Source organism: Bacillus sp. FSL R5-0712 (genome assembly GCF_038593285.1).
GTDB classification, from domain to species: domain Bacteria; phylum Bacillota; class Bacilli; order Bacillales; family Bacillaceae; genus Bacillus; species Bacillus safensis.
The window spans coordinates 944,106-967,790 of sequence record NZ_CP151981.1; the positions used below are offsets into that span (position 1 = coordinate 944,106).

Annotated in this window: 26 protein-coding genes and 1 tRNA gene; 22 read left to right on the forward strand and 5 right to left on the reverse strand. The window is 40.5% G+C overall.

Translation table 11 applies throughout. The annotated features are described in order from the left end of the window. Positions 1 to 8 precede the first annotated feature (8 nt). From NSU11_RS04595 to NSU11_RS04640, 10 genes are all read left to right on the forward strand, one after another. The gene (locus NSU11_RS04595; RefSeq protein ID WP_197172740.1) at positions 9 to 1,001 is read left to right on the forward strand and encodes an aliphatic sulfonate ABC transporter substrate-binding protein; all 993 of its coding nucleotides are present in this window, start codon (positions 9 to 11) and stop codon (positions 999 to 1,001) included. Next, the gene (locus NSU11_RS04600; RefSeq protein WP_025093293.1) at positions 998 to 1,828 is read left to right on the forward strand and encodes an ABC transporter permease; all 831 of its coding nucleotides are present in this window, start codon (positions 998 to 1,000) and stop codon (positions 1,826 to 1,828) included. Before NSU11_RS04595 ends, NSU11_RS04600 begins: the two co-directional genes overlap by 4 nt. 17 nt (positions 1,829 to 1,845) lie before the next feature. Further along, positions 1,846 to 2,988 (forward strand): FMNH2-dependent alkanesulfonate monooxygenase, encoded by a 1,143-nt coding sequence (gene ssuD / locus NSU11_RS04605; protein ID WP_197172741.1) that lies wholly within the window; start codon positions 1,846 to 1,848, stop codon positions 2,986 to 2,988. Positions 2,989 to 3,527: 539 nt separating this feature from the next. Further along, positions 3,528 to 3,740 carry a hypothetical protein gene (locus NSU11_RS04610; RefSeq protein WP_024425336.1) on the forward strand — a complete coding sequence of 71 codons (213 nt, stop codon included), beginning with the start codon at positions 3,528 to 3,530 and terminating at the stop codon, positions 3,738 to 3,740. 115 nt (positions 3,741 to 3,855) lie between these two features. Next, on the forward strand, positions 3,856 to 4,602 hold the full coding sequence (locus NSU11_RS04615) for an ABC transporter ATP-binding protein (protein ID WP_197172742.1): 747 nt from the start codon (positions 3,856 to 3,858) through the stop codon (positions 4,600 to 4,602). Beyond that, complete coding sequence (locus NSU11_RS04620) at positions 4,580 to 6,046, forward strand: hypothetical protein (RefSeq protein WP_197172743.1); 1,467 nt, start codon at positions 4,580 to 4,582, stop codon at positions 6,044 to 6,046. The genes NSU11_RS04615 and NSU11_RS04620 overlap by 23 nt, the downstream gene beginning before the upstream one ends. Then, a complete protein-coding gene (locus NSU11_RS04625; RefSeq protein ID WP_044333672.1) occupies positions 6,030 to 6,935 on the forward strand; it encodes a PqqD family protein in 906 nt (301 codons plus the stop codon). Before NSU11_RS04620 ends, NSU11_RS04625 begins: the two co-directional genes overlap by 17 nt. Then, a complete protein-coding gene (locus tag NSU11_RS04630) occupies positions 6,932 to 7,213 on the forward strand; it encodes a hypothetical protein (RefSeq protein WP_044333670.1) in 282 nt (93 codons plus the stop codon). Before NSU11_RS04625 ends, NSU11_RS04630 begins: the two co-directional genes overlap by 4 nt. A 79-nt stretch (positions 7,214 to 7,292) precedes the next feature. Beyond that, a complete protein-coding gene (locus NSU11_RS04635; protein WP_206533968.1) occupies positions 7,293 to 7,949 on the forward strand; it encodes a hypothetical protein in 657 nt (218 codons plus the stop codon). Between the two features lie 127 nt (positions 7,950 to 8,076). Further along, positions 8,077 to 8,150, forward strand: a tRNA-Gly gene (locus NSU11_RS04640). A gap of 98 nt (positions 8,151 to 8,248) precedes the next feature. Here the strand turns inward: NSU11_RS04640 and NSU11_RS04645 are convergent. After that, positions 8,249 to 8,845: a hypothetical protein gene (locus tag NSU11_RS04645; protein ID WP_241257974.1), complete on the reverse strand. Its 597-nt coding sequence runs from the start codon at positions 8,843 to 8,845 to the stop codon at positions 8,249 to 8,251. Positions 8,846 to 8,928: 83 nt separating this feature from the next. Between NSU11_RS04645 and queG the strand changes: the two genes are divergently transcribed. The 9 genes from queG (at position 8,929) to NSU11_RS04690 (ending at position 18,773) form a co-directional block, all read left to right on the forward strand. Then, positions 8,929 to 10,077, forward strand: coding sequence for a tRNA epoxyqueuosine(34) reductase QueG (queG, locus tag NSU11_RS04650; RefSeq protein WP_024425329.1), 1,149 nt, complete (start codon positions 8,929 to 8,931; stop codon positions 10,075 to 10,077). A gap of 61 nt (positions 10,078 to 10,138) precedes the next feature. Next, positions 10,139 to 11,041 carry an amidase domain-containing protein gene (locus NSU11_RS04655; protein ID WP_024425328.1) on the forward strand — a complete coding sequence of 301 codons (903 nt, stop codon included), beginning with the start codon at positions 10,139 to 10,141 and terminating at the stop codon, positions 11,039 to 11,041. 43 nt (positions 11,042 to 11,084) lie between these two features. Next, positions 11,085 to 11,558 carry a tRNA (uridine(34)/cytosine(34)/5-carboxymethylaminomethyluridine(34)-2'-O)-methyltransferase TrmL gene (gene trmL, locus NSU11_RS04660; RefSeq protein WP_024425327.1) on the forward strand — a complete coding sequence of 158 codons (474 nt, stop codon included), beginning with the start codon at positions 11,085 to 11,087 and terminating at the stop codon, positions 11,556 to 11,558. 444 nt (positions 11,559 to 12,002) lie between these two features. Continuing rightward, positions 12,003 to 13,898, forward strand: coding sequence for a PrkA family serine protein kinase (locus NSU11_RS04665; protein WP_024425326.1), 1,896 nt, complete (start codon positions 12,003 to 12,005; stop codon positions 13,896 to 13,898). Positions 13,899 to 14,037: 139 nt separating this feature from the next. Further along, positions 14,038 to 15,201 carry a sporulation protein YhbH gene (gene yhbH, locus NSU11_RS04670; RefSeq protein WP_024425325.1) on the forward strand — a complete coding sequence of 388 codons (1,164 nt, stop codon included), beginning with the start codon at positions 14,038 to 14,040 and terminating at the stop codon, positions 15,199 to 15,201. Between the two features lie 365 nt (positions 15,202 to 15,566). Beyond that, positions 15,567 to 16,199 carry an HlyD family efflux transporter periplasmic adaptor subunit gene (locus NSU11_RS04675; RefSeq protein ID WP_024425324.1) on the forward strand — a complete coding sequence of 211 codons (633 nt, stop codon included), beginning with the start codon at positions 15,567 to 15,569 and terminating at the stop codon, positions 16,197 to 16,199. Positions 16,200 to 16,238: 39 nt separating this feature from the next. Next, on the forward strand, positions 16,239 to 17,858 hold the full coding sequence (locus NSU11_RS04680) for a DHA2 family efflux MFS transporter permease subunit (protein ID WP_024425323.1): 1,620 nt from the start codon (positions 16,239 to 16,241) through the stop codon (positions 17,856 to 17,858). A 17-nt stretch (positions 17,859 to 17,875) separates the two neighbouring features. Next, positions 17,876 to 18,400: a flavodoxin family protein gene (locus tag NSU11_RS04685; RefSeq protein ID WP_024425322.1), complete on the forward strand. Its 525-nt coding sequence runs from the start codon at positions 17,876 to 17,878 to the stop codon at positions 18,398 to 18,400. Positions 18,401 to 18,413: 13 nt separating this feature from the next. Beyond that, the gene (locus tag NSU11_RS04690) at positions 18,414 to 18,773 is read left to right on the forward strand and encodes a hypothetical protein (protein ID WP_024425321.1); all 360 of its coding nucleotides are present in this window, start codon (positions 18,414 to 18,416) and stop codon (positions 18,771 to 18,773) included. 113 nt (positions 18,774 to 18,886) lie between these two features. Here NSU11_RS04690 and cspB read toward each other — a convergent pair whose 3' ends face one another. After that, positions 18,887 to 19,087 (reverse strand): cold shock-like protein CspB, encoded by a 201-nt coding sequence (gene cspB, locus NSU11_RS04695; protein WP_008349061.1) that lies wholly within the window; start codon positions 19,085 to 19,087, stop codon positions 18,887 to 18,889. 211 nt (positions 19,088 to 19,298) lie between these two features. Beyond that, complete coding sequence (locus tag NSU11_RS04700; RefSeq protein ID WP_151862929.1) at positions 19,299 to 20,390, reverse strand: diguanylate cyclase; 1,092 nt, start codon at positions 20,388 to 20,390, stop codon at positions 19,299 to 19,301. A 96-nt stretch (positions 20,391 to 20,486) separates the two neighbouring features. Here NSU11_RS04700 and NSU11_RS04705 point away from each other — a divergent pair, with 96 nt between their 5' ends. Continuing rightward, a complete protein-coding gene (locus tag NSU11_RS04705) occupies positions 20,487 to 20,867 on the forward strand; it encodes a hypothetical protein (RefSeq protein WP_024425319.1) in 381 nt (126 codons plus the stop codon). A gap of 35 nt (positions 20,868 to 20,902) precedes the next feature. Here the strand turns inward: NSU11_RS04705 and NSU11_RS04710 are convergent, their stop codons facing one another. Then, entirely contained in the window at positions 20,903 to 21,301 is a 399-nt protein-coding gene (locus NSU11_RS04710; RefSeq protein ID WP_024425318.1) for a hypothetical protein, read from the reverse strand. Positions 21,302 to 21,452: 151 nt separating this feature from the next. Between NSU11_RS04710 and NSU11_RS04715 the strand changes: the two genes are divergently transcribed. Together NSU11_RS04715 and NSU11_RS04720 are read left to right on the forward strand one after the other, a co-directional pair. Next, on the forward strand, positions 21,453 to 21,959 hold the full coding sequence (locus NSU11_RS04715; RefSeq protein ID WP_047202861.1) for a YhcN/YlaJ family sporulation lipoprotein: 507 nt from the start codon (positions 21,453 to 21,455) through the stop codon (positions 21,957 to 21,959). A gap of 156 nt (positions 21,960 to 22,115) precedes the next feature. After that, positions 22,116 to 22,988 (forward strand): hypothetical protein, encoded by an 873-nt coding sequence (locus NSU11_RS04720; protein ID WP_024425316.1) that lies wholly within the window; start codon positions 22,116 to 22,118, stop codon positions 22,986 to 22,988. A gap of 24 nt (positions 22,989 to 23,012) precedes the next feature. Here the strand turns inward: NSU11_RS04720 and NSU11_RS04725 are convergent, their stop codons facing one another. Continuing rightward, positions 23,013 to 23,657 (reverse strand): spore coat protein, encoded by a 645-nt coding sequence (locus NSU11_RS04725; protein ID WP_024425315.1) that lies wholly within the window; start codon positions 23,655 to 23,657, stop codon positions 23,013 to 23,015. Positions 23,658 to 23,685 lie beyond the last annotated feature (28 nt).

A 23,685-nucleotide genomic window follows, 5' to 3' on the forward strand; every position in this document is an offset into this window, starting at 1 on the left:
GAAATCGCATGAAAAAGAAACAGATGATCGTTATCTTTTTGACTCTGCTGCTTGTTTTAGCAGGGTGTGATCAAGCAGCAGACGGCTCAGAAAACAAGGTGAAAGAAATTAGGATTGGGATTCAGCAAAGTTTGAGCCCGCTGCTTTTAGCAAAGGAAAAGGGCTGGTTTGAACAATCATTTGAAAAAGAAGGAGTGAAGGTAAAGTGGGTGGAGTTTCAAAGTGGTCCTCCTCAATTTGAAGGACTTGCTGCAAATCAATTAGATTTCTCGCAAGTTGGAAACTCACCTGTCATAGCAGGTCAGGCAGCAGGTATTGATTTTAAGGAAATTGGTTTATCTCAGGATGGGCTGAAAGCGAACGGTATTTTAGTGAATAAGAACAGTAAGATTCAAAAAGTAGAAGACTTAAAAGGGAAAAAAATTGCTGTCGCTAAAGGGAGCAGCGGCTTTGATTTTTTATACAAAGTATTAGATCAGGCAGGTTTATCTGCGAAGGATGTTCAGATCATTCAGCTTCAGCCAGATGAAGCGATATCAGCATTTGAAAATGGGTCCGTTGATGCTTGGTCGATCTGGGAGCCGTTCTTATCACTTGAAACGATAAAGAAGGGAGCAAAGCTGCTAGTGAATGGGGAAGCGACCGATTTATATTCTCCAGGTTTCACACTTGTTCGAACTCAGTTTGCTGATCAGCATCCTGAACTAGTAGTGAAATTTTTAAAGGTATATGACCATGCAGTGAAGTGGCAAAAAGCACATCCAGAAGAGGCTGTTACTCTATATGCGCGTGTAAAAAATTTAGATAAGAAGGTCGTCACACAAGTATTAAACAATACGGAACCACTCAATAAGCCCATTTCGAAGAAGATCATCAATGCTCAGCAGCATACCGCTGATTTTCAATATCAAACAAAAGCGATCAAGAGAAAAATTGATGTCAATCAGGTTGTAGATAATTCGTTTATTGAAAAAATGCTAAAAGAGGAGATGAATAAATGAAAGCTATTTCGAACCCGGCTTTAGCATCTAAAATTGAGCGGTCAAAGAAAAAAAGGAGAAAAGCTTCTTCTTTATATAAGTTAAAGGGACTGGTATTACCTCTCCTACTTATTGCAGTTTGGCAGATCATAGCTGGTTCTCAAATCGTTTCTTCCACTGTACTTCCTTCGCCTGTCTTAATTGCAGAATCCTTTCGAGAGTTGATTCGTTCTGGTGAACTGTTTGGCCATCTATACATCAGCCTTTATCGAGCGATATGTGGATTTTTACTAGGGGGAGGCTTAGGTCTTTTGCTGGGCGTATGCGTAGGGTTTTCTAAAAAAACAGAGCAGTATGTAGATCCGACATTGCAAATGTTGAGAACCGTTCCACATTTAGCGGTCACTCCTTTATTCATCCTCTGGTTTGGCTTTGATGAAACGGCGAAAATTTTATTGATTGCACTTGGGGCTTTTTTTCCGATTTATATTAATACTTTTCTAGGTATTCGCAGTGTAGACAATAAGCTGTTTGATGTGGCTCGCGCCTTAGAGTTTAATGTGTATCAAAGCATCACAAAGCTGATTTTACCGGCTGCTCTTCCTCATATTCTTCTGGGCGTGAGACTGTCATTAGGAATTGCTTGGCTTGGTTTGGTGGTAGCTGAGTTGATGGGTTCAAGCAGCGGGGTAGGCTATATGATTATGGATGCAAGGCAATTCTCTCAAACGGATAAAGTGTTTGTAGGAATTATCATCTTTGCAGTAGTTGGTAAGCTGACAGATTCATTTGTACGTCTGTTAGAAAAGCGTCTGCTCAAGTGGCGCACTAGTTATCAAGGTGAATAATAACAGGGGGCGATGTTATGAATATTTTATGGTTTATTCCAACGCATGGAGACGGCCGTTATTTAGGATCAGCAAAAGGGGCAAGACAGGCAGACTATCCATATTTTAAACAGATTGCTCAAGCAGCTGATCAGCTTGGTTATACAGGGGTCTTGCTGCCTACTGGGAGATCATGTGAAGATCCATGGCTGACGGCAGCTGCTTTAGCTGCGGAAACCACTCATTTAAAGTTCCTCGTGGCTCTTAGACCAGGGCTGATGCAGCCGTCTGTTGCTGCTAGAATGACTTCTACATTGGATCGTCTTTCAGGCGGGAGACTGTTGATTAATGTGGTAGCAGGGGGAAGTAAAGAGGAGCTTGAAGGGGATGGGCTGTTCATTTCTCATGATGAACGCTATGAGGCAACAGAAGAATTTTTGACAATTTGGAAGCGGTTATTGAATGGAGAAAATGTACAATTTCATGGCAAACATCTACAAGCGGAGAATGGCCGTCTGTTATTCCCGCCAGCTCAAACACCCCATCCACCAGTCTTTTTTGGCGGATCATCAGCAGCAGGAATTCAAGCAGCCGCCAAGCATACAGATGTCTATTTAACTTGGGGCGAACCGCCTGCACAAGTAAAAGAGAAAATTGCACAAGTGAAGAAACAGGCTGAAAAGGAAGGAAGAACGGTGAAGTTTGGCATTCGTCTTCATGTGATTGTGAGAGATACCGAAGAGGAGGCATGGGAGGCAGCGGAACATCTGATTCGTCATTTGGATCAAAAAACAATTGATGAGGCGCAAAAAGTGTTACAGAGGATGGATTCAGTAGGTCAAAGACGAATGGTGGAATTGCATCAAGGGAGGAAAGACAAACTTGAAATCAGCCCAAATCTTTGGGCAGGCATTGGTTTAGTACGCGGCGGTGCAGGAACAGCACTCGTCGGAGACCCGCAAACAGTAGCAGAACGTATCCTAGAATATGAGTCTCTAGGCATTGATACATTTATCTTTTCTGGATACCCGCATCTAGAAGAAGCTTATTATTTAGCAGAGCTTGTTTTCCCGCTCCTTCCATTCAAGAGATCAGGGGCTACAGGACTCTCTGTGCCAGCTGGTGAAATCATTGGGAACAATCATTTCCCAGATGCTGCCTCTGCTGCTAGTTCCTCATAAATATGAAAAAGCAAAGCAGTCTGCGATGGCTGCTTTGCTTTTTTCATAGAATAGCGGGAGTCTTATGTTGTGTACTGCTGAACAAAGTAAGGGCTTTTTTCCCAATCGCTTTTCTTGTATATACACATTTATAGAGTCAAGAAAAGAAGGGAAATATGCCCACTCTTTTATCAGAATGATCAGTAAATATTTCATAATTGGCGTTATTGTGACATAAAATCAGGACTTTTTTATCTGATATATCGGGGGAATTCTTTCTATCTCACAAAAAAGAAAGAATAAATATGATAGATGATAAATATGGACTATTTGAAAAAAAGGAGAAAAAAGATGGTGCAAATGACATTAAATGGGTTTTGTGGTTCTTATGGGGTGTCAAAATCTAGTAAATAAGAGAGGGTTTAAACGGATGAAAGGGAATAATTGAATAAAAAGTCACATTTTAATCAAATGTATGTTCGGTCAAAAATGGGATGTTCTGTAGATGTTTGGAGTGTGACGCCTATGATACGATCATCATAAGCTGGGAGGTGAAAAGTATGACTTATGCAGCGCCGCAAGTTGACTATTCCACTATGGAACCTGCTATTATGGACCAAGCTTGGTTCTTAGTATTTGTTGCTGTCCTTCTTGGATTGGGAGCAACAGTTGTTCTAGGAGCAGCAGTTTGGTGTATCGCAAACGGCAAGGGTAGCTTTACAGGAGCCGTTCAGTGGGAAAGTGGCTTAAAAGTCAAAATTGAATGTAAGTAGCTATACTTAGGATTCATCTTTTTGCTTCTTAGATAAGACACCAGGGCTAAACCGTCTGTGGCGGGCGGTTTAGCCTGATCTGTTTTTAAAGAATATGCAGACACTTGGAGGTTATATGTTTACGATCGAGAATTTAACCAAGACGTATAAAAATAACGTGACTGCTGTCAATGATTTTCATTTAAAGATCGACCCTCATCAAATCGTTGCTGTTGCTGGACCGAATGGTTCGGGTAAAACAACGATGATTAACTGTATACTCGGCATTATTAAGCATACAGAAGGAAGGATTCACTTGCAGGACGTCCCAAATGATGAACCATCCTTTAAAAAACAAGTAGCCTATGTTCCAGATGACCTGCTGCTCCCTGAAGCATTGACTGGTGCTGAATATTTAGATTTTGTTTCTTCTATGTATGAATGTAAAACAATTCACAGAAGAAATCAACTAATTGAACTGTTTGATATGGACTCGGCTTTATCAAGACCGATCGAAACCTATTCACATGGGATGAAAAAAAAGACACAGCTGATTGCTGCATTTATGCTTGATAGTCAATTGGTGATCATGGATGAGCCCTTTAGAGGACTTGATATTGAAGCGGTTATAAACACAAAGAAACTGATGAAGCGGTATGCCGAGCACCATGGTGCGATCTTGCTTTCAACGCATGATATGCTTTCAGCGGAAGAGCTGTGCCACAAAATCGCCATTATTTCTAAAGGAAATAAAATGGATGAAGGGAAGGTCTCAGCCTTAAAGGAGAAGTATCAATCAAGCACACTGGAACAGGTGTTTCTGAAAGCTTCAATGTTAAGTGATAGGGGTGCACATTTTGATGAAATCATTAATCATTTCTAAAATGATGCTTAAAATGTGGCAGCAGGAGATGTATAAGCTCTTTGATACTCAAACGAAGCGAATCATTGTGGTCTTATTCTTTTTGTTTGCCGTCACAATGGGAGCCATTATCGGATACAGCTTTACAGGTGTCTTTATGAAGGCTTTCTTAAATGGAGATGAACGTTCACTTGGATTACTTGTCGTGTCAATGGCGATCAATGCCTCTATTTTTACAAGCTTGTTATTCGTTTTGATCAAGGTCAGAACACCTGAACAAGACCGATTTTCTATGCAGCTCAGCTGGTTCCCGCTCTCTACCTTTCAGAAAAGTTTTGGATACTTCATTCCGATGGTGACAGTGGTGGCAGGGCTTGTTTTATTTTTTATCGGCATCCTGCTTTTACCTAATTTTATTGCCCAGGGAATAGGTATTTTCTTTATCTTTACTTTCTTTTTGATGGTGCTTTTGCAGTCGCTTTTTGTCTTAATGCTGCTGCAGTTTATTTACAATATCACTTATTTGCTCGTTTTGAAATTAAGATTACCGTTGCAAAAATTTGCAGCGATATTTGTTTTATTGGCACTCGTTGTCACGTATGGATTGACGCACTTTGATATTAGCCAAATTCAGCAATCATATATTCAGTTTGATTATCATTTGATGTATTTGACAGCACCGTTTTTCTTAGCCACACAAGGAATGCCTCCTGAAGGGGTAAATTATGCCATCTTGATTCTGATCATCCTCTTATCGGCAGGCGGCGCATTTCTTTCTCTGGCGATGATGCCGATTATGGCAGAGAAAAAAGCGTTAACCTTTTTACACAAATTGCCGTTCTCTTCTTCAAAGAAGTGGTCGCTTATTGTGAAGGAAATGAAATCACAGGTGCGAAATGAAGAAAATATTTTAAATTTTCTTATTCTCCTTATTGTGATCTTATTCGTTCGTTATCAGTTTGGATTCCGCTTTGAAGAGGAAGCATTTTTTGTTCTTTGCGCTCTTGCTGGATTAACAGCCTTCAATTCGTTTGGCAATGATAAACGAATGCTGGGCATGTATAAAACATTTGGTCTGAGATCGTGGGAAGTGGCTTTGTATAAGTTTATCGGCCTTCTGCTCGTAGGTGTACTGCAAATTGTTTTATTCATGCTGACAACGCTGACGCTTCCTGATCAGATTTGGCACGCATTGATTGGTGCCGCTGTGTTATGCAATGCGACTGCGCTCTTTTATGTGGTAGGTATTTTACTTCCTCTTGATCGAAACAATCCCTATACAGGCATTTTTTCATTTGGAGCGCTTATTTTACTCATGATTCCGATTGTTTTTATTGGAAACTATGTCATAGGGGCGTCGAGTCAAACGCTTCAATGGCTGCTTGTGGCTGCATTTGAGGGTCTGCTCATCTTTGCCATATACAAAGGTTTTTCATGGAGGTATTCACATGATTCAACTTCTTAACAATAAGCTAAAGATTGAGCGGGTACCGGCACTAGCGCCGTATGTGACCTTACAAAAGAGGCATCTCACGGATACGCAGTATGGAAGCACCCTCCCGATCAATGAAAGTGCCTATCATATGTTAACGAAAGTGGACGGTAAAAGAACAGAAGCGAGTATTACCGCAGAGCTCGCCGATTTGTTTCAGGTCGATGAGTCGGTGATTGCTCGTGATTTTTATCAGCTGATGACGGGATTGAATCAGCATCACTTGCTGTCTATTCATTATCATTCACCATATCGGATTGTGACAGCGTGCTGCCAATTTTTCAAGCAGTATCAAGTCAAAATGAAGGAACGATTTGATTGTACTGGTCACTCGTTCCTTCACATTTTTGGGACGGCTTTGCTCATGGTGACACGTAAAATCATCTTTTTCTGGATGCTTTTCATGGTCATGGCAGGGATCGCTTTTTTATTCATTCCTGATCCGTCGATTGCAGCCATTGCGATTTATTTTACGATTATTTACTTCGGGTTAATTACCGGAACCGCCTTACATGAGGCGGCACATGGCTATGCGCATCGAAAATTTGCAGGACGGGATGGTCCTCAAGGCTTTTTTGCGAGTGACATGATGTCAGTGAAGTTTGTAAGGCCCGTATTAGATCCATTTCAGAAAAAGCAGGTATGGATTACGCTGCTTGGACCGCTTGTTCCCGGTGTGATTGGCGCAGCAGGCATTATTGTCACCATTTTATTTCTAAAAGAAAACCCGGTTTCGACAGCTTTTTTCATCTTTTCAATCACGTATTTTATTCAATTACTCTATCTTCTTCCGTTTATGGGGGATGGTAAGTCCATTATGAAGCAGCTATTGCTTGGGGGAATGGGAGGGCAACGATCATGAACGTACAGGCGATAAAACAAGGCGCGATAGTTGGTAGTTTTCTAGGATTCTTAGGCTTTCCGATGCTGACAATCGGTGTACTGTTCTATCATTTATTTCAATCAAAAACGAATGATGCTTTATTATTTAACAGTCTCGCTTTTGAGATGGAAGGCTCTTCCGCATTTACTTTTCAGATCAAGCCAAACTTTTTTATTTATATGATGGTGATTTTTGCTGTGAGTTTTCTCATTGTGGCATTCCTATCAGCCATGAAACAGAAAAAAGCAAAAGGTTAGGAGGATTCTCCTAACCTTTTTTTGTGTTACGACCAAATTTTAGTATAATAAGAAATAAAAAACATCAAAGGGGATCACAATGGTTAAAAAATGGAGCATTCTTTTATTCACAGTTTTTCTATTAGCAGGATGCGGCGAGAAAGCCGAAGAAACCACGACAACCGAAAAGACGGTTTCGACAATAAAAACAGAGCCTGCCACTAAAAACCAAGTAACCATCGAACAAATGAAACTCTCAAAAAAAGAAAAAAACTTACTAGAAGCAGCAACGACTAATGAAAAGGTGGCTCTGACACTGAAAGGATTAACGAAGAATAATAAGAGTATTACGTTTATCAGGAGTCATTACAAAAATGGACGATTAGTGAATAAGGAAGCATCATCTGCTACCTTTACTTTACACCAGGATGGAACTGACCAAACGGTGAACGTACTTCTTCAATTACATCATGAGAAAGATACATATGAATCACAATTTAGTATTTGGTCAAATAAAAAGAATGATGGAATGACGAAAGCGACATCAAGCTTTCCGTTCAAAGTAAGTGACTATGTATTTTCTGCACAATCTGAAACTGTCAAAGTTGCTTCTGGAGGAAAGGCACTGATTGCGTATACAGCGGCAATGGGGAAGGATGGAAATTCACCAATGCTTGAGGAAATTCAGAAGAATCCAAAGCAAGCGCTGAAAAATAAGTCACATGCATACTTATTTTATATCCAGCTAGATAAATAACTATCGTAATATATACGGAGAATATGAAGTTTTTTGACGAAAAATCTTCATATTCTCTTGACGAATTGTTAAGAAAGTTGTAACATAATAAAAGTCAACGCGATGACGTTGCTTTTAAAAGATTGATGCGGGTGTAGTTTAGTGGTAAAACCTCAGCCTTCCAAGCTGATGTCGTGAGTTCGATTCTCATCACCCGCTCCAATACATAATTTTGTTTATAACGCAGTATTTCGTTTCTTAGATAAACGAAGTGTTGCGTTTTTTATTATGTCAGTATAATGTGAAAAAGCACTGTCAAGCTACAGTGCTTTTTCAATGAGTTCATATTTGCTTTCTCCGCCATGTATTTGTACAAACATCTTCGTCAAGGATTGAATAAGAGCTTCACTCTTTTCCCGGGAAATAGATGGCGGGAAAAGGATGATTTGAAGAATGTTCTTTGTGTCTTGAGAAATTTGTGCTTTACTTGCTTGAGAAAATAATCCATTCAGTCCTGCGCTGTCCTGCCATTCGATGTGACCAGCCTCATGTTTTGCCAGTGAAAGCGGTCCTTTGATGCGATCGGCATCTAAAGTCAGGATAGGTAAGAAATATTTTAGTGAGAAAAATATCGACAAATCCTGTACGGAATTGGTCGAGTCAATAAATTGTTCCTTTTGGATGTCAGAAAGAAGTGGAAGGAAAGGAACGTCTTTTAAAATATCCGTCCATTCTTTGATGGCTGGTACTTCTTCTAAAACTTTATCTTCATATTCAAAAAATAAAGATTCTTGAAACAGGCGTAAGCGGCCTTTTAACATTTGAGGTGATGTACCCACTTCGATATGCGAATATTTAATCTGTCCAACATGGATAGACGGGTTTTGAGGATGAGAAATTTCCATATGTATCTTCACAGTGACTCACTCCAATCGGTCATGATACACTCGTATTATACTGAAAACAACAGAAGAAACAAAGAAAGGAGGTTTGCAAGGTGATTCATGTTGGAGAATTAAAAGAAGAATTGATTCAATATGCGAAAGAAATTGGTGTCGATAAAATTCGATTTGCAAGTGCCGACACATTTGATTCATTAAAGGACCGCCTCATCTTACATGAATCGTTAGGGTATTTGTCAGGCTTTGAAGAGCCTGATATTGAAAAAAGGACAAACCCTTCTTTGCTGCTTCCGAAGGCCAAATCAATTGTTGCAATAGCGCTCGCGTATCCTTCCAAAATGAAAGATGCTCCTCGAAGTACAAAGGATGCGAGACGGGGGATTTTTTGCCGGGCTTCATGGGGAACGGATTATCATGTTGTGCTGAAAAAAAAGCTTGATATGCTCGAAGAATTTTTGCGAAGCAAACATGTTGATATACGGACAAAATCAATGGTGGATACAGGAGAATTGTCTGATCGTGCTGTAGCGGAACGTGCTGGCATTGGTTTTAGTGCAAAAAACTGTATGATTATCACGCCAGAGTTTGGATCTTATGTTTATTTGGCTGAAATGATCACAAATGTCCCATTTGAACCGGATGAGAAAATTGAAGATCAGTGCGGAACTTGTAATAAATGTGTGGATTCGTGTCCAACGGGTGCGCTGGTGAATCCAGGGCAGCTGAATTCTCAGCGGTGTATTTCATTTTTAACGCAGACAAAAGGCTTTTTACCTGACGAATTTCGTTCGAAAATAGGGAATCGATTGTACGGGTGTGATACATGTCAAACTGTCTGCCCGATCAATAAAGGAAAAGACTTTCATCTGCATCCTGAAATGGAGCCGGACCCTGAAATTGCAAAGCCGCTGTTAAAGCCGCTTCTGACGATCAGCAATCGTGAGTTTAAGGAAAAATACGGTCATGTTTCAGGTTCATGGCGGGGGAAAAAGCCCATTCAGCGGAATGCAATTTTGGCACTCGCTCATTTTAAAGATACATCTGCCTTACCAGTGTTAGTTGAGTTGATGCACAAGGATCCAAGACCGGTCATTCGGGGAACGGCTGCTTGGGCAATTGGCAAAATTGGCGATGATCAGCAGCTCCCAGAGCTGGAAAAGGCCCTTGAGCGGGAAAGTGATGAAGAAGCGAAAGAGGAGATTGTGAAAGGGATTGAGCTCCTGCAGACACCTTTAAATACTAAATAACATCCCTGTGAACATAGAATGAACCAAACAAAGATTTTAAAAAATGTTTGGTGGTGTCTGTGTGAAACAATTATTAGAGAAAACTTTAGAAGACAGGCTGGCGTATTTAATCAATGACCGTGCAATCAAACAGCCGCAGCTTATGTCTGATGTGGAAGCAGTAGAGCGGAAAAAAGAGCTTTTTGCTAGAAGACAGGTTGAGATTGTGAAGGCAAAAGCAAAAACAAAACTTCTCGATTCAGCCATTCAAGATGATGGGGCTCAGCATGTGCAGTACCTTGCTCATCTCACATATGTATGCAAGGATGTAGACGATTCTTTTTATTTAGAGGAACAGGTGGAAAAAAGAGAAGCATTTCTTTATAACAACATGCTTGTTAAAGATCGGATGATGTTAGAAGAGCGGCAAAGCGAAGAGCATATGGATGAGCGCTTTCAGACCGAAGATCAATTTGGGAGAGCCTTTCATTATGACCGGCGGGCTGCCGTGAAGTATGCGGAGACATATTGGAATAAACGGAATCCAGCCTATAAAAACTTTGAAGATAACTGTACAAATTTTATTTCACAATGTTTGAAAGCAGGGAATGCGCCAACGAGAGGGTATCCGAACCGCGGGTCTGGCTGGTGGGTGCGTCCGCATACGTGGAGCTATAGCTGGACGGTGGCTCATTCGATGAAAAATTATTTAGCGAATTCAAAAGCGGGTTTGAGAGCAAAGAAACTCAAAGAAGCGCACGAGCTTCAAATTGGTGATGTCATTTGCTACGATTTTGAAGGTGATGGAAGGTATAATCATACAACCATTGTCGTTGATCATGACAAAGGCGGAATGCCTCTTGTGAATGCACAGACGTATGACTCCCGCATGCGCTATTGGTCATATGAGGATTCGACTGCCTATACACCTGCTATTCGATATATGTTTTTTCACATTTTGGACGATGCCGCGAAGGATAGTTAGTGGTATAATGTTGAGCGGAAAAGAAAATTAGAGGTGAACTTTTTTGGGACTTCATGTCGTTTTATATCAACCAGAGATTCCAGCTAATACTGGAAATATTGCGCGTACATGTGCAGCAACAAATACAACCCTTCATCTGATTCGTCCGCTTGGTTTTTCGACAGATGACAAAATGCTGAAGCGTGCAGGACTCGATTATTGGAAATATGCCAATGTGGTCTATCATGATTCACTTGATGAATTGTTTGAGGCACATCCGAAGGGGCAATTTTTCTATATCACTAAATTTGGCCAAAAGCCGCACACAACATTTGATTACTCTCAGCTGGATGAAGACTATTTCTTTGTGTTTGGAAGAGAGACAAGTGGATTGCCGAAAGATTTGATTGAACAAAATATGGACCGTTGTCTTCGTTTACCGATGACAGAGCATGTTCGTTCTCTGAATCTGTCGAATACGGCAGCCATTCTTGTATATGAGGCACTTCGCCAGCAGCAATATCGCGATCTCACATAAGATCATGATAAAAGCCGAGATACTGAACTCGGCTTTTTTATGTGAAATCACTTTTTTTGACATGTTGAAAATGAAAAGGATGTTCCGCAAATGGAACATCCTTTTTTTCATTTACCAGGCTTGCCTTCGTAGCCAGCAGTGAAAATGGATACTAAAAACGTAATGATGACGCCCATCATAATGACCGTTCTCATATAAGCTCCCCCTTATCCCTTTGTTCCGTTCGCTGCCTGTTTCATATGATGTGAAGTTCACCTTGAAAAGCAGGAGAAGAAAATCATTTTTCTCCTATTTTTCCTTTATTATGAAGGGTCTTGCGGATGGTTGTCAATTCAGTTTGCCAATTCGTCATTTTGAAGAACGAAAGCATGTAATAGGACGCCTCCGCATAGATTGTAAAACAGTATCTGATTTCTAGCTTCAATCTTGAAAGAGGAGGTTCATATGGATATTTTAAAGAAAATCGAACAGCACAGAGAAGAAGAGCAGCGTCTCAAATGGGAAGGCACATTCAGCGATTATTTAGACATTATTAAGGAAAATCCACTTGTCGCTCAATCTGCTCATTCTCGCGTTTATCATATGATTAAAGACAGCGGGATTGAAGAGGAGAATGGGGTCAGAACCTACAAATTTTTTGATCAGGAGCTGTTTGGCTTAGAGGAATCACTCGAAAGATTAGTAGAGGAATATTTTCACCCTGCTGCAAAGCGGCTAGACGTCAGGAAGCGTATTTTATTACTGATGGGACCAGTAAGCGGGGGGAAATCGACGCTTGTCACTAGATTGAAAAGAGGACTTGAAGAATATTCATTAACAGATCATGGCGCAGTTTATGCGATCAAAGGCTGCCCTATGCATGAAGATCCGCTTCATCTCATTCCGCAAAATCTGCGGGAGGATTTCTATAGAGAATATGGGATTCGTGTGCAGGGGAATTTGTCGCCTCTGAACATGATGAGACTGGAAGAGGAATATGGCGGCAGAATTGAGGATGTAAGGGTCGAGCGGATCTTCTTCTCTGAAGATAAACGGACCGGCATTGGTACCTTTAGTCCGTCTGATCCGAAATCTCAGGACATTGCCGATTTAACAGGCAGCATCGATTTTTCAACCATTGCTGAATTTGGATCAGAGTCAGACCCCCGCGCCTACCGCTTTGATGGAGAACTCAATAAAGCAAACCGAGGGATGATGGAGTTTCAGGAGATGTTAAAGTGTGATGAGAAATTTCTCTGGCACCTCCTGTCATTAACGCAGGAAGGGAACTTTAAGGCAGGAAGATTCGCCTTAATTAGTGCAGATGAATTGATCGTCGCCCATACAAATGAAACCGAGTACCGGTCGTTTATTTCAAATAAAAAGAACGAGGCTTTGCATTCAAGAATTATTGTGATGCCAATTCCTTATAACTTAAAGGTTACAGAAGAAGAACGCATTTATCATAAAATGATTTCAGAAAGTGATGTCTCAGATGTGCATATTGCCCCGCATACGCTGAAGGTAGCAGCAATGTTCTCCATTTTGACGAGATTGAAAGAGCCGAAGCGTTCTGATATTGATTTGGTGAAAAAAATGCGTCTGTATGACGGAGAAAGTGTCGAAGGCTTCCAATCAGTCGACATTGATGAGATGAAAAAGGAATTTCATGACGAAGGGATGAGCGGAATTGATCCGCGGTATGTGATTAACCGAATTTCATCTACCATTATTCGAAAGAATATGGAATCGATCAATGCACTGGATGTTCTTCGCTCCTTAAAAGAAGGGCTTGATCAGCATCCGTCTATCTCCAGCGAGGACCGGGAGCGTTATTTGAATTTCATTTCAGTCGCGCGAAAAGAGTATGATGATATTGCGAAGAAGGAAGTGCAAAAGGCCTTTGTGTATTCCTATGAGGAGTCTGCGAAAACGCTGATGGATAATTACTTAGATAATGTCGAGGCATACTGCAATAAAAACAAGCTGCGTGATCCGTTAACGGGTGAAGAAATGAATCCTGATGAAAAGCTCATGCGTTCAATTGAAGAGCAGATCGGTATTTCTGAAAACGCCAAAAAAGCATTTAGAGAAGAAATTCTGATTCGTATTTCGGCCTATGCGAGAAAGGGAAAACGCTTTGATTATAATTCGCATGAGAGATTGCGGGAGGCCATTCAGAAGAAGCTGTTTGCTGATCTAAAAGATGTGGTGAAAATCACGACATCGACGAAGACACCGGATGAACAGCAGCTGAAGAAGGTCAATGAAGTAGTGGCTAGATTGATTGATGAGCATGGCTATAATTCAACAAGTGCAAATGAACTTTTAAAATATGTAGGCAGTCTTCTGAATCGTTAATAAATGAAGGAGGCATTATTGGCGCATCAGCACCGGTAATGTCTTTTTTAAAAATGAACGTCAACTTGGATGACGAGCAGCATACGATAAAGGAATCGATGGTTAGAAGAATTGTGCAAATAGGTGAGGAGGGGGATGGATGTCCCGGCAAGAAAAAAGTCAGTTTATTGTGTCTCAGGAAGACTGGTCCCTCCATCGAAAAGGCTATGACGACCAGCAGCGTCATCAGAAAAAAGTCAAAGAGGCGATTAAAAACAATTTGCCGGATCTTGTCACAGAAGAAAGCATCATCATGTCGAATGGAAAAGATGTTGTCAAAATTCCGATTCGCTCATTAGATGAATATAAAATTCGGTATAACTACGACAAAAATAAGCATGTGGGTCAAGGCGATGGAGACAGTGAGATTGGCGATGTTGTTGCACGCGACGGCTCAGACAGTAAGCAGGGCCAAGGAAAGGGGCAGGGCGCTGGAGATCAAGCTGGTGAGGATTATTACGAAGCAGAAGTCTCATTAATGGATCTCGAGGAAGCACTGTTTCGTGAACTAGAACTGCCAAACCTCAAGCAAAAGGAGCTTGACGACATCATTGTTGAACAAATTGAGTTTAACGATATTCGCAAAACCGGGTTAACAGGAAATATCCACAAAAAACGAACAATGCTGTCGGCATTTAAACGAAATGCGATGACAGGCAGTCCTTCCTTTTATCCAATCTACCCAGAGGATATCAAGTATAAAACGTGGAATGAAGTGACCAAACCAGAGTCGAAAGCCGTCGTTTTGGCGATGATGGATACGAGCGGAAGTATGGGACTTTGGGAAAAATATATGGCGAGAAGTTTTTTCTTTTGGATGACACGATTCTTACGGACAAAGTATGAGACAGTCGATATTGAATTTATTGCCCACCATACAGAGGCGAAGGTGGTAGACGAAGAACATTTCTTCTCACGGGGTGAGAGCGGGGGGACCATTTGCTCGTCTGTCTATCGAAAGGCACTAGAGCTCATAGACGAACGATACCCGCCGTCGCGATATAATATTTATCCTTTTCATTTTTCTGATGGTGACAATTTGACCTCAGACAACGCCCGGTGTGTGAAACTTGTTTCTGAAATCATGAAAAAAGCCAATTTATTCTGCTATGGTGAAGTCAATCAATACAACCGGCATTCTACGTTAATGTCAGCATATAAGCACATTCAGGATGAGAAATTTAAGCATTATATTTTGAAGCAAAAATCAGACGTTTTTCTCGCACTAAAAAAATTTTTTCAGCAGGAAGAAGTTCTTTCATAACCAGCACATTTGAAAAAACCTTTCAGCATAAGGGCTGAAAGGTTTTTTGTGTGGAGAAGGAAAGGATCGCCAAAAAAAAAAGTAAAACTTTCTCTTTGACATTTCAATTTTCATTTATTAATATTTAATCTTGTTAAATATAAGTTTTTCAAAAAAGATGCCGATCGTCTTTTCTTCTTTTTCTGCTCTTTGCTCATAAGTGAACAATAAGTATAAATGGGCTGCACACCATGATAGGGGCGGGAGTAGATGAAGGGAAAAGGACAGATTGTTGAGCTTGTTTCATATTCTGTCAGATGATGGGCATTCTAAGTTTGCTAAAGCAGATGACACTATATTTTTATACATGAAAGGAGAAACAAAACATGAACAGAGGGCGTTTATTGCTAACGAACATTATTGGCCTTATTGTGATTCTTGCCATTATTGCCGGAGGTGCTTATTACTACTACGAAAGCACAAACTTTGTTAAAACAGACGAGGCAAAAGTGACAGGTGACATGTACCAAATTACAGCACCAGCAGCTGGACAAATCAAAGGCTGGGATATCAACGAAGGTGACGAAGTAGAAAAAGACAGCACAGTTGCAAAAGTTGAAGGACAAACAAAAACAAACATTAAAGCAGTGGCTGATGGCACATTAGTCAAAAAAGAAGTACAAAACAATCAACAAGTGCAGCCTGGTACAGTTCTTGGTGAAACAATTGATTTAAGCAAGCTTTACATTACAGCAAATATTAAAGAAACAGATATTAAAAACATTGAAAAAGGCGACAAAGTCGACATCGTTGTAGATGGAGATCCTGATACAACATTTGAAGGAACTGTTGAACAAATTGGTTATGCGACAAACTCAACATTCAATATGCTGCCAGCAACTAATTCAAGTGGCAACTATACAAAAGTAACGCAAAAAGTAGCAGTGAAAATTTCAATTAAAAACCCATCAGACAAAGTACTTCCAGGTATGAATGCTTCTGTCAAAATTTCATCTTAATGATGATTGATATCAAAAAATGAAAGGAGGTTGTCTGAGATGGCAAATCAACCTGCAGCGACAAAACAGGGAACAGGCTCCTTGTCTTTACTGATCATTTTAATGGCCGGTTTGTTCGTAGCGATTTTAAACCAAACGCTTTTGAACGTAGCCATGCCTCATTTAATGACAGAATTTAATGTGAGTGCAACGACGATTCAGTGGCTGACAACAGGCTACATGCTTGTCAACGGTGTGCTGATTCCGTTGTCTGCGTTTTTAATCACACGTTTTGGACAGCGCAGCTTATTCCTAGTGGCTATGATCTCGTTTACACTAGGTACATTTATTTGCGGCATTGCGCCAAACTTTTCAACGATGCTCATCGGCCGTTTGATTCAGGCTGTCGGCGGCGGTATTTTACAGCCGCTCGTCATGACAACAATCCTTTTTATTTTCCCTCCGGAAAACAGAGGGAAAGGAATGGGGATTTTCGGTCTTGCGATGATGTTTGCTCCTGCAGTAGGACCAACATTATCTGGTTACATTATTGAACATTATTCTTGGCGTATTATGTTTTATGGACTTGTGCCAATCGGTGCGATTGTCATTATCGCGGCTTTCTTTATGTTTAAAAATATTGTAGAGCCTAAAAAAATCAAGCTGGACAGTCTTGGTGCAATTCTTTCAATCGTCGGTTTTGCTTCCCTTCTATACGGAGTGAGTGAAGCAGGAAGTGATGGTTGGACAGATCCGATCGTCTTATCTACGATTATTATTGGTGCGATTGCGATCATTCTCTTTATTTTCCAACAGTTGAAAGTTGATAATCCGATGCTTGATTTCCGCGTATTTAAATACAGCATTTTCTCATTATCAAGTGTCATTAACGTCATTATTACGGTTGCCTTATATACGGGGATGTTCTTACTTCCGATTTATCTGCAAAACCTCGTTGGGTTTACGGCATTGCAATCTGGGCTATTAATGCTTCCAGGGGCACTTGCGATGCTCATTATGTCCCCGATTTCAGGAATCTTGTTTGATAAATTTGGACCTCGTCCGCTTGCCATTGTGGGGATGCTCATTACCGTTGTCACGACATATGAGTTTACAAAGCTGACCATTGATACTTCCTATAGTCACATAGTGCTCATGTATGCAGTACGTGCATTTGGTATGTCACTCTTGATGATGCCAGTTATGACAGCAGGGATGAACCAATTACCGCAGCACTTAAACAGCCATGGTACAGCGATGTCTAATACATTAAGACAAATTAGCGGTTCCATCGGTACGAGTTTGATCACAACGATTTATACGAATCGGACGACATTCCATTATTCCAATATGGCGGATCAAACAAATACAGCGGACCCGTTCTTTATGAATTCATTCCAGGCGGCTGTATCGAATGTGATGCATCATATGGGTATGACAGCAGAAGCTGCTCAAAAATATGTATCCACCCAGCTCTTTACGAAAGCACAGATCGATTCAAACGTGATGGGTATCAATGATGCTTATATGTGGGTGACATTATTCTGTGCGGCTGGTGTCATTCTCAGCTTGTTCCTGCGAGATGTTCGTAAGGATAAAAAGCGAAAAGAACAGCAGCATAAGAAACAAGAAATATCACTGCTTCCAGCACCTAAGGAAGCAAACCAAGATGCAAGATAAGTGTGGAGGGACCGTACATGAAAATTTATGTTGTATACGATAGTGAAGGTGACCATACAAAAGCACTTGCAGAAGCGATTGCAGCAGGCGCGGGTGAAACAGAGCAAGCTGAAGTATTCATTGATCACGTGAAAGATGCGGATATTCGCAAGCTTGATCAAATGGATGCGATCATTTGGGGCTGCCCTGGTCACTTTGGTACCATTAGTTCTGGGTTAAAGACATGGATTGACCGTCTCGGCTACTTATGGGCAGAAGGAAAACTAATCGATAAAGTCGGTGCTGTTTTCTGTACAACTGCTACAACACACGGCGGTTTAGAAATGACAATGCATAATTTGATCACACCAATGTTCCACCAAGGAATGCTTGTTGTCGGCCTTCCTGGAAATGTTCCAGAGAATGCTTTATACGGCTCTTACTATGGAGCTGGTGTGACATGTCCGATCGATTCAGATGAATTGATTTCGACTGAAGGCATTGAACTTGGAAAAGCACTAGGAAGACGTGTAGCATCAGTCACTGCATCATTTAAGCGATAAGGAGAGGGTTCTTTTGGCGACGATTATTGTAGCGTTAGTAGCTGCTGTTCTAGTCATTATTGGATTAGTAGCGTTCAATGTCAGACACGCATCAGCCGATAAGGAAGAGATCAAAGAAGATGTCTCCAATCAGCCTGACGTGCCGCATAGCGAGCCAGAAGCTGTGGCGAGACATGTAGAGCCTGAAGTTGAAAAAAAAGCGTCAGAGCCTTCTCAAACGGATGATGCTGCGTCTGGCGACGATTTCTATAGACAGGCGCTTCAAAAGTTTAAGCAGCCAGAACCACCTGTCAAAGAAGAAGAACCAGAGACAAAAATGAATGATGATATGTATCGTTCTGCTTTGCAGAAGCTAAAGCAGAAGGACAAATAAAAAAGAGAACCTCTCATCAGGTTCTCTTTTTTTATGGCACAAAAAAACCGCCGGCAGAAGCCGAGCGGTTTTCCTTCACTCTATAAAGTGCTAAAAGAGCAGATGCTCTTAAATTACGCTTTGTTAACGTTAGCAGCTTGTGGTCCACGGTTACCTTCAACGATTTCGAAAGAAACTGATTGACCTTCTTCTAAAGTTTTGAAGCCTTCGCCTTGGATAGCAGAGAAGTGAACGAATACATCGTCTTGACCTTCTACTTCGATGAATCCGAAACCTTTTTCAGAGTTGAACCATTTTACTTTACCTTCTAACATGAAATTTCCTCCTAAAGCGATCTTAACGCTTAAATTCACTATTCTTGCTCTTACACAAACTTCAAAGACGAAAACTCTTTCAAAACTTTCTTCTTAAAGATGATACGAACAAAAATAATTACCTTTACTTTACCAGTGTTTGCGGGAAAAAACAACTGTTATACGAAAACTTTTTTAAAAATAATTAGTGCTAACAAATTGAGGAAAATGCCTATGTCAAATGGTCTTTTTTTCTCTCTGAAAAGCTCACTTGATTTCGGCCGGACTCCTTCGCTTTATAGAGCTCCTGATCAGCTATAATCGGTAATTGCTTGATGTCTGCACCAGTTCCATGAGAAGAAGCACATCCAATTGATACCGTAGTGTGAATGGACAGACCGTTTTTTAAATAAATCGGCTGATCGGCTATTTTTTTTCGTAAGCGTTCTGCAATCTGCCATGTTTTTTCAATTGTACAATTTGGTAGAAGGACAGCGAATTCTTCACCGCCAATCCGACCAATATAATCAGAGCTTCTTGTGTTTTTAATCAGTCTTGTACCGATTTCTTTTAAAACAATATCTCCCTCATGATGCCCATATTGATCATTGATGGTTTTGAAGTAATCGATGTCTAGGTAAATAAGGGACATTTGATGGATAGGCTGCTTCAACTTCTTAGTAAAAGCATCACTTAATACCTCATCGAACTTCCGTTTATTTAAAACACCTGTTAAAAAGTCATAATGAGCTTGGAATTTATACAAATTTAACAGCTGATATGCTTTTGTTTGATGCTCAATGACATAAAAGTTAAACAATCCAGCAATATATGAGAAAATCCAATAAGTAGAATGCAGCTGAAATGATGTCTCATGCACGATCAAGATGAACAGGCTTGTGGCAACCACATTACCAATCGTAATGGATAACAGCATTTTCACAACATGATTCATATGACGCTCTGCAATCAAAAAGGAAGCGGCTGCGATAAACATCATGGAAAAAATATTGATGGAAGAAGCGATATTGGCTTCAATTAATAATCGGCCAATGATCACAACAAAAGCTGCAATCATTGTTTGGGCGATGCCTCCATAAAAGGCCGTTAAAATAAGGGGAATATGTCTTAAATCGATGATCGCTGGTCCTGTTTTAATAGAGAAGAACATTAAAAGGACACCGAGTAACCCAGAAAGCATGCCTTTGCATATTTGTCTGAGCAAGGTATCTTCTTTCTTTAGAAAATTCTCTTTAAACACAAGTATAAATAAGTAATGGAAAGTAACAAGAATTGTTAAATTAATAAAGAGGTCTCTTAGCAAATAGAATCACCTTTTTAAAATTACTAAAATTTGTTGCAAAAGAAAAGGGGAAAACAGATAATTAATAAAAATTTTAATGATGAGGAATTGAAGAAAATGCGAGGAAAACGCTTTCCAGATCAAACGGACTGGCTTTCTTTTTTTGAAAAAATGCCAGATGCCGGATTTGAAAAAGAAATGCCGATTGAATATCAAGATTTGACGTTTCGGTTCGAGAATCAGGAGGAGCGATTTGTTGTAACTATGTCGCTTGCTATGAAGGAATTTACCTTAAAAGTCGTTCGAAAAAAGACCGAAGCTGTTTTGGGAATATATGATTTTAAAACAGTACAGCATGTAGAAATAAAAAAAGATCAGAAGGAAAAAAAGGAACTTTTGCTGATATTAGAGCATCATGACGACTTCATCACAACAATCGAAATGACATTTTTACCTTCCTTTTGTCTTATGGTCAAAGAACATTTTTCAGGAGAATAAACAGGAGCCTCTATTTATGAAGGCTCCTGTTTTTATTATTTGTGCTCAATGTCATTGATGACTTGCTGGATCGATTCATCATCCATCACATTCATCACATTTTCATCAATGTGAAGAGATTGCGCATAAGACTCTCTTGGCTGATGGGTTCTTGATGGTGATTGTTGCTGGTTCGATTGATTTGGCTGGACAGCTGTGAATGCTTGCTTGATCATTTGTCCAACTTCACCTGTTCCTTTTGATTCTTTGTGTGAGTGTGACTCATGGCGAGATGAGTCTTGGTGCTGATGGCTTGCGCCTTTCATCATTGAAGACATATTCATTTGTGTCATGCTTTTCAGCCTTCTTCGTAAAACCGGGGAGAATAATGCAATGATAGCTGTTGATACTGCGATCATTGCGCCAGTGCTCATACCTTTTCTTTTTCTAAACAAACGAATCCCTCCATTTGATCGTGATGATCTTTCATCAAGTTTAGGATGACCAAACAAAGCTGAATTATGAATTCATTTTGCGGAAACAGAGGATGTGTGCATAAAAACCCGGCTGGATGAAAAACCTATGAGCAAAAGGAGGGAATAATTGATGAATAAGAAATGGATGCTATCTTTACTGCTCGTGCCAACATTAATCACCGCTGGGTGTGGAATGAACAATCAAGGCGATGAGCGTAGAGGAACAATGAAAAGGCAATATGAAAATGTCACATATAAGAATGACAACATGAGACAGGATCAGCCAGATGTTCAAACACCTCAGAAGGTCAAAGTGGCAGATAAGGCGTCAGAACTTGTAGCGAATATGCCTGAAGTGAAAACAGCGAACGTGCTTGTCACAGGAAAAAACGCATTTGTTGCCGTTGTACTTGAAGGCAATAAAAGCGGTGATGTAACGGACGATCTGAAAAAGAAAATTTCAGACAAAGTCAAATCAACGGATCAACAAATCGACAACGTGTATGTATCTGCTAATCCAGACTTTGTCGATCGTATGAAAGGTTACGGAAAACGTATTAAAAGCGGAGAGCCAATTTCAGGATTCTTCGATGAATTTACTGAAACGGTTAGACGTGTCTTCCCTGAATCAAAATAGCTACGACAAAAGCCGTATGTCATATGCGGCTTTTTTGTTTGGAACCGCACCTCGCGCACCTGACTGCATAAAGTAAAAAATATATCACCTCTTGTTGATCTTTGTTTCTTCATAGAAAGAGAAAGAGGGTGCAGGATGAATTCAGGTGGGGAGCAAATGAAAGCCAAGCCGTCATTGATTCATAAAAAACTTGTAGGCGGAATGATTGCAGCAGGTCTGATTTTTTATGCTTTCACCGCGTACTTGATTTATGTTGCGTTTCAGCTGACAGGACAATATTTGGAGCAGTCTTCTCCTAAAACGGTTATCACGGAGGGACTCAATAAGCAAGTCTATGAACATATTCGAATCTACTATGCAGAGGAAGAGGATGCTTTTGTTGATCTGACCATAGAGGCCATGAAACAGGCAGAGAAGAGAACAGCGTCAGTGTTTCAGTTTGAAGCTGACAGACCTTTAGACGTTATTTATTTTGATGATAAAGAGACGATCGAACAAATGGCTGGAATTAAGCATATAACCGGATTTTACTCTGATCATGATCAAATGATTGGGTTATATCCAGATAAACGGGAAGCATTATTGAAGAAAGAGACTCTGCCTTTATACTTTTTCAATACGCTTTTTATTCATGAGTATGCTCATTTTGTTTTCTATGAAAAGGTCCATTCATATGAAGTATCTCCAGGCATTTTTCCGCTTTGGTTCCACGAAGGAACAGCAGAGTGGACGGCCTATGACGTGTTAAATGCTACGTCTGAACGCTTCGACGTGATTCCATTTCAATCTCTTCATTCTGATCAAGACTGGCAGAACTCCCGGGTAACGTATGAGACAGATGTCTATTTACAAAGCTATTATATGATCTATGAGCTGGTGCAGCTTTACGGACGAGATGTCATACATGAGATCATGGAGGAAACTGCGAAAACGGGCCAATTTGCTAGCGGCTTTGAACAGGCGACGGGGGAGAGGCTCACAGATTTTGAAGAACAGTTTAAAGTGATGTACCAAAGAAAAAACGGCTGACCAGAGAAGGGGTCAGCCGTTTTTTTAATGAAGCGGTTTTTGTTGATCAGCCTTGCTAGGAGGCATTTGAACCTGCCCCTGAAGCGGTGCAAAAGCTGACGTCATGGCTGTCATGTCTTGTTTGGAAAGCTGAGGAACTTGATAGTAGCCATGCTTGTTTTGATACAAGAAAATTTCATAGGCCATTTCGATAAAGTTCGGGATCTGCGCAGCAAGCACACGTCTGACAACAGGGTTTGTAACTTCTAATGCGGACATGGAAAGTAACCCAGCGTGTGATTTGACTAGGCTGAGCATATGTCCTGTGATGCCTAAGTCTTTTACATCCTGTAAGGACTGATTCGGCTTCTTCGGCTGAGTAGGTTTGATTCCGTATGTCACTTGTGTGTGTTCTTTCATCATATAAGTAGCGGTTTCTTCACTAGGCTTTTGGCCTGTAGAAAAACAATCTACAGTGACATTGTACTGGGATAAAACGAATTGATATTGTCGATCCAAGATGTCGGATAATGCAGGATCTTGAATAAATTGCCGCAGGATCATATATTGATCCAAAATATTAATCGTGCCGGCTAAAATTTCATGTAAATCGAATAACTCATGCCCGCCATGGTTGAGTTCAGGCTGCTGAGCGCTTCCTTGAAACATTGGCTGCTGATCGTTTTGCATTGAGATTCCTCCTTTTGTTTATACATTC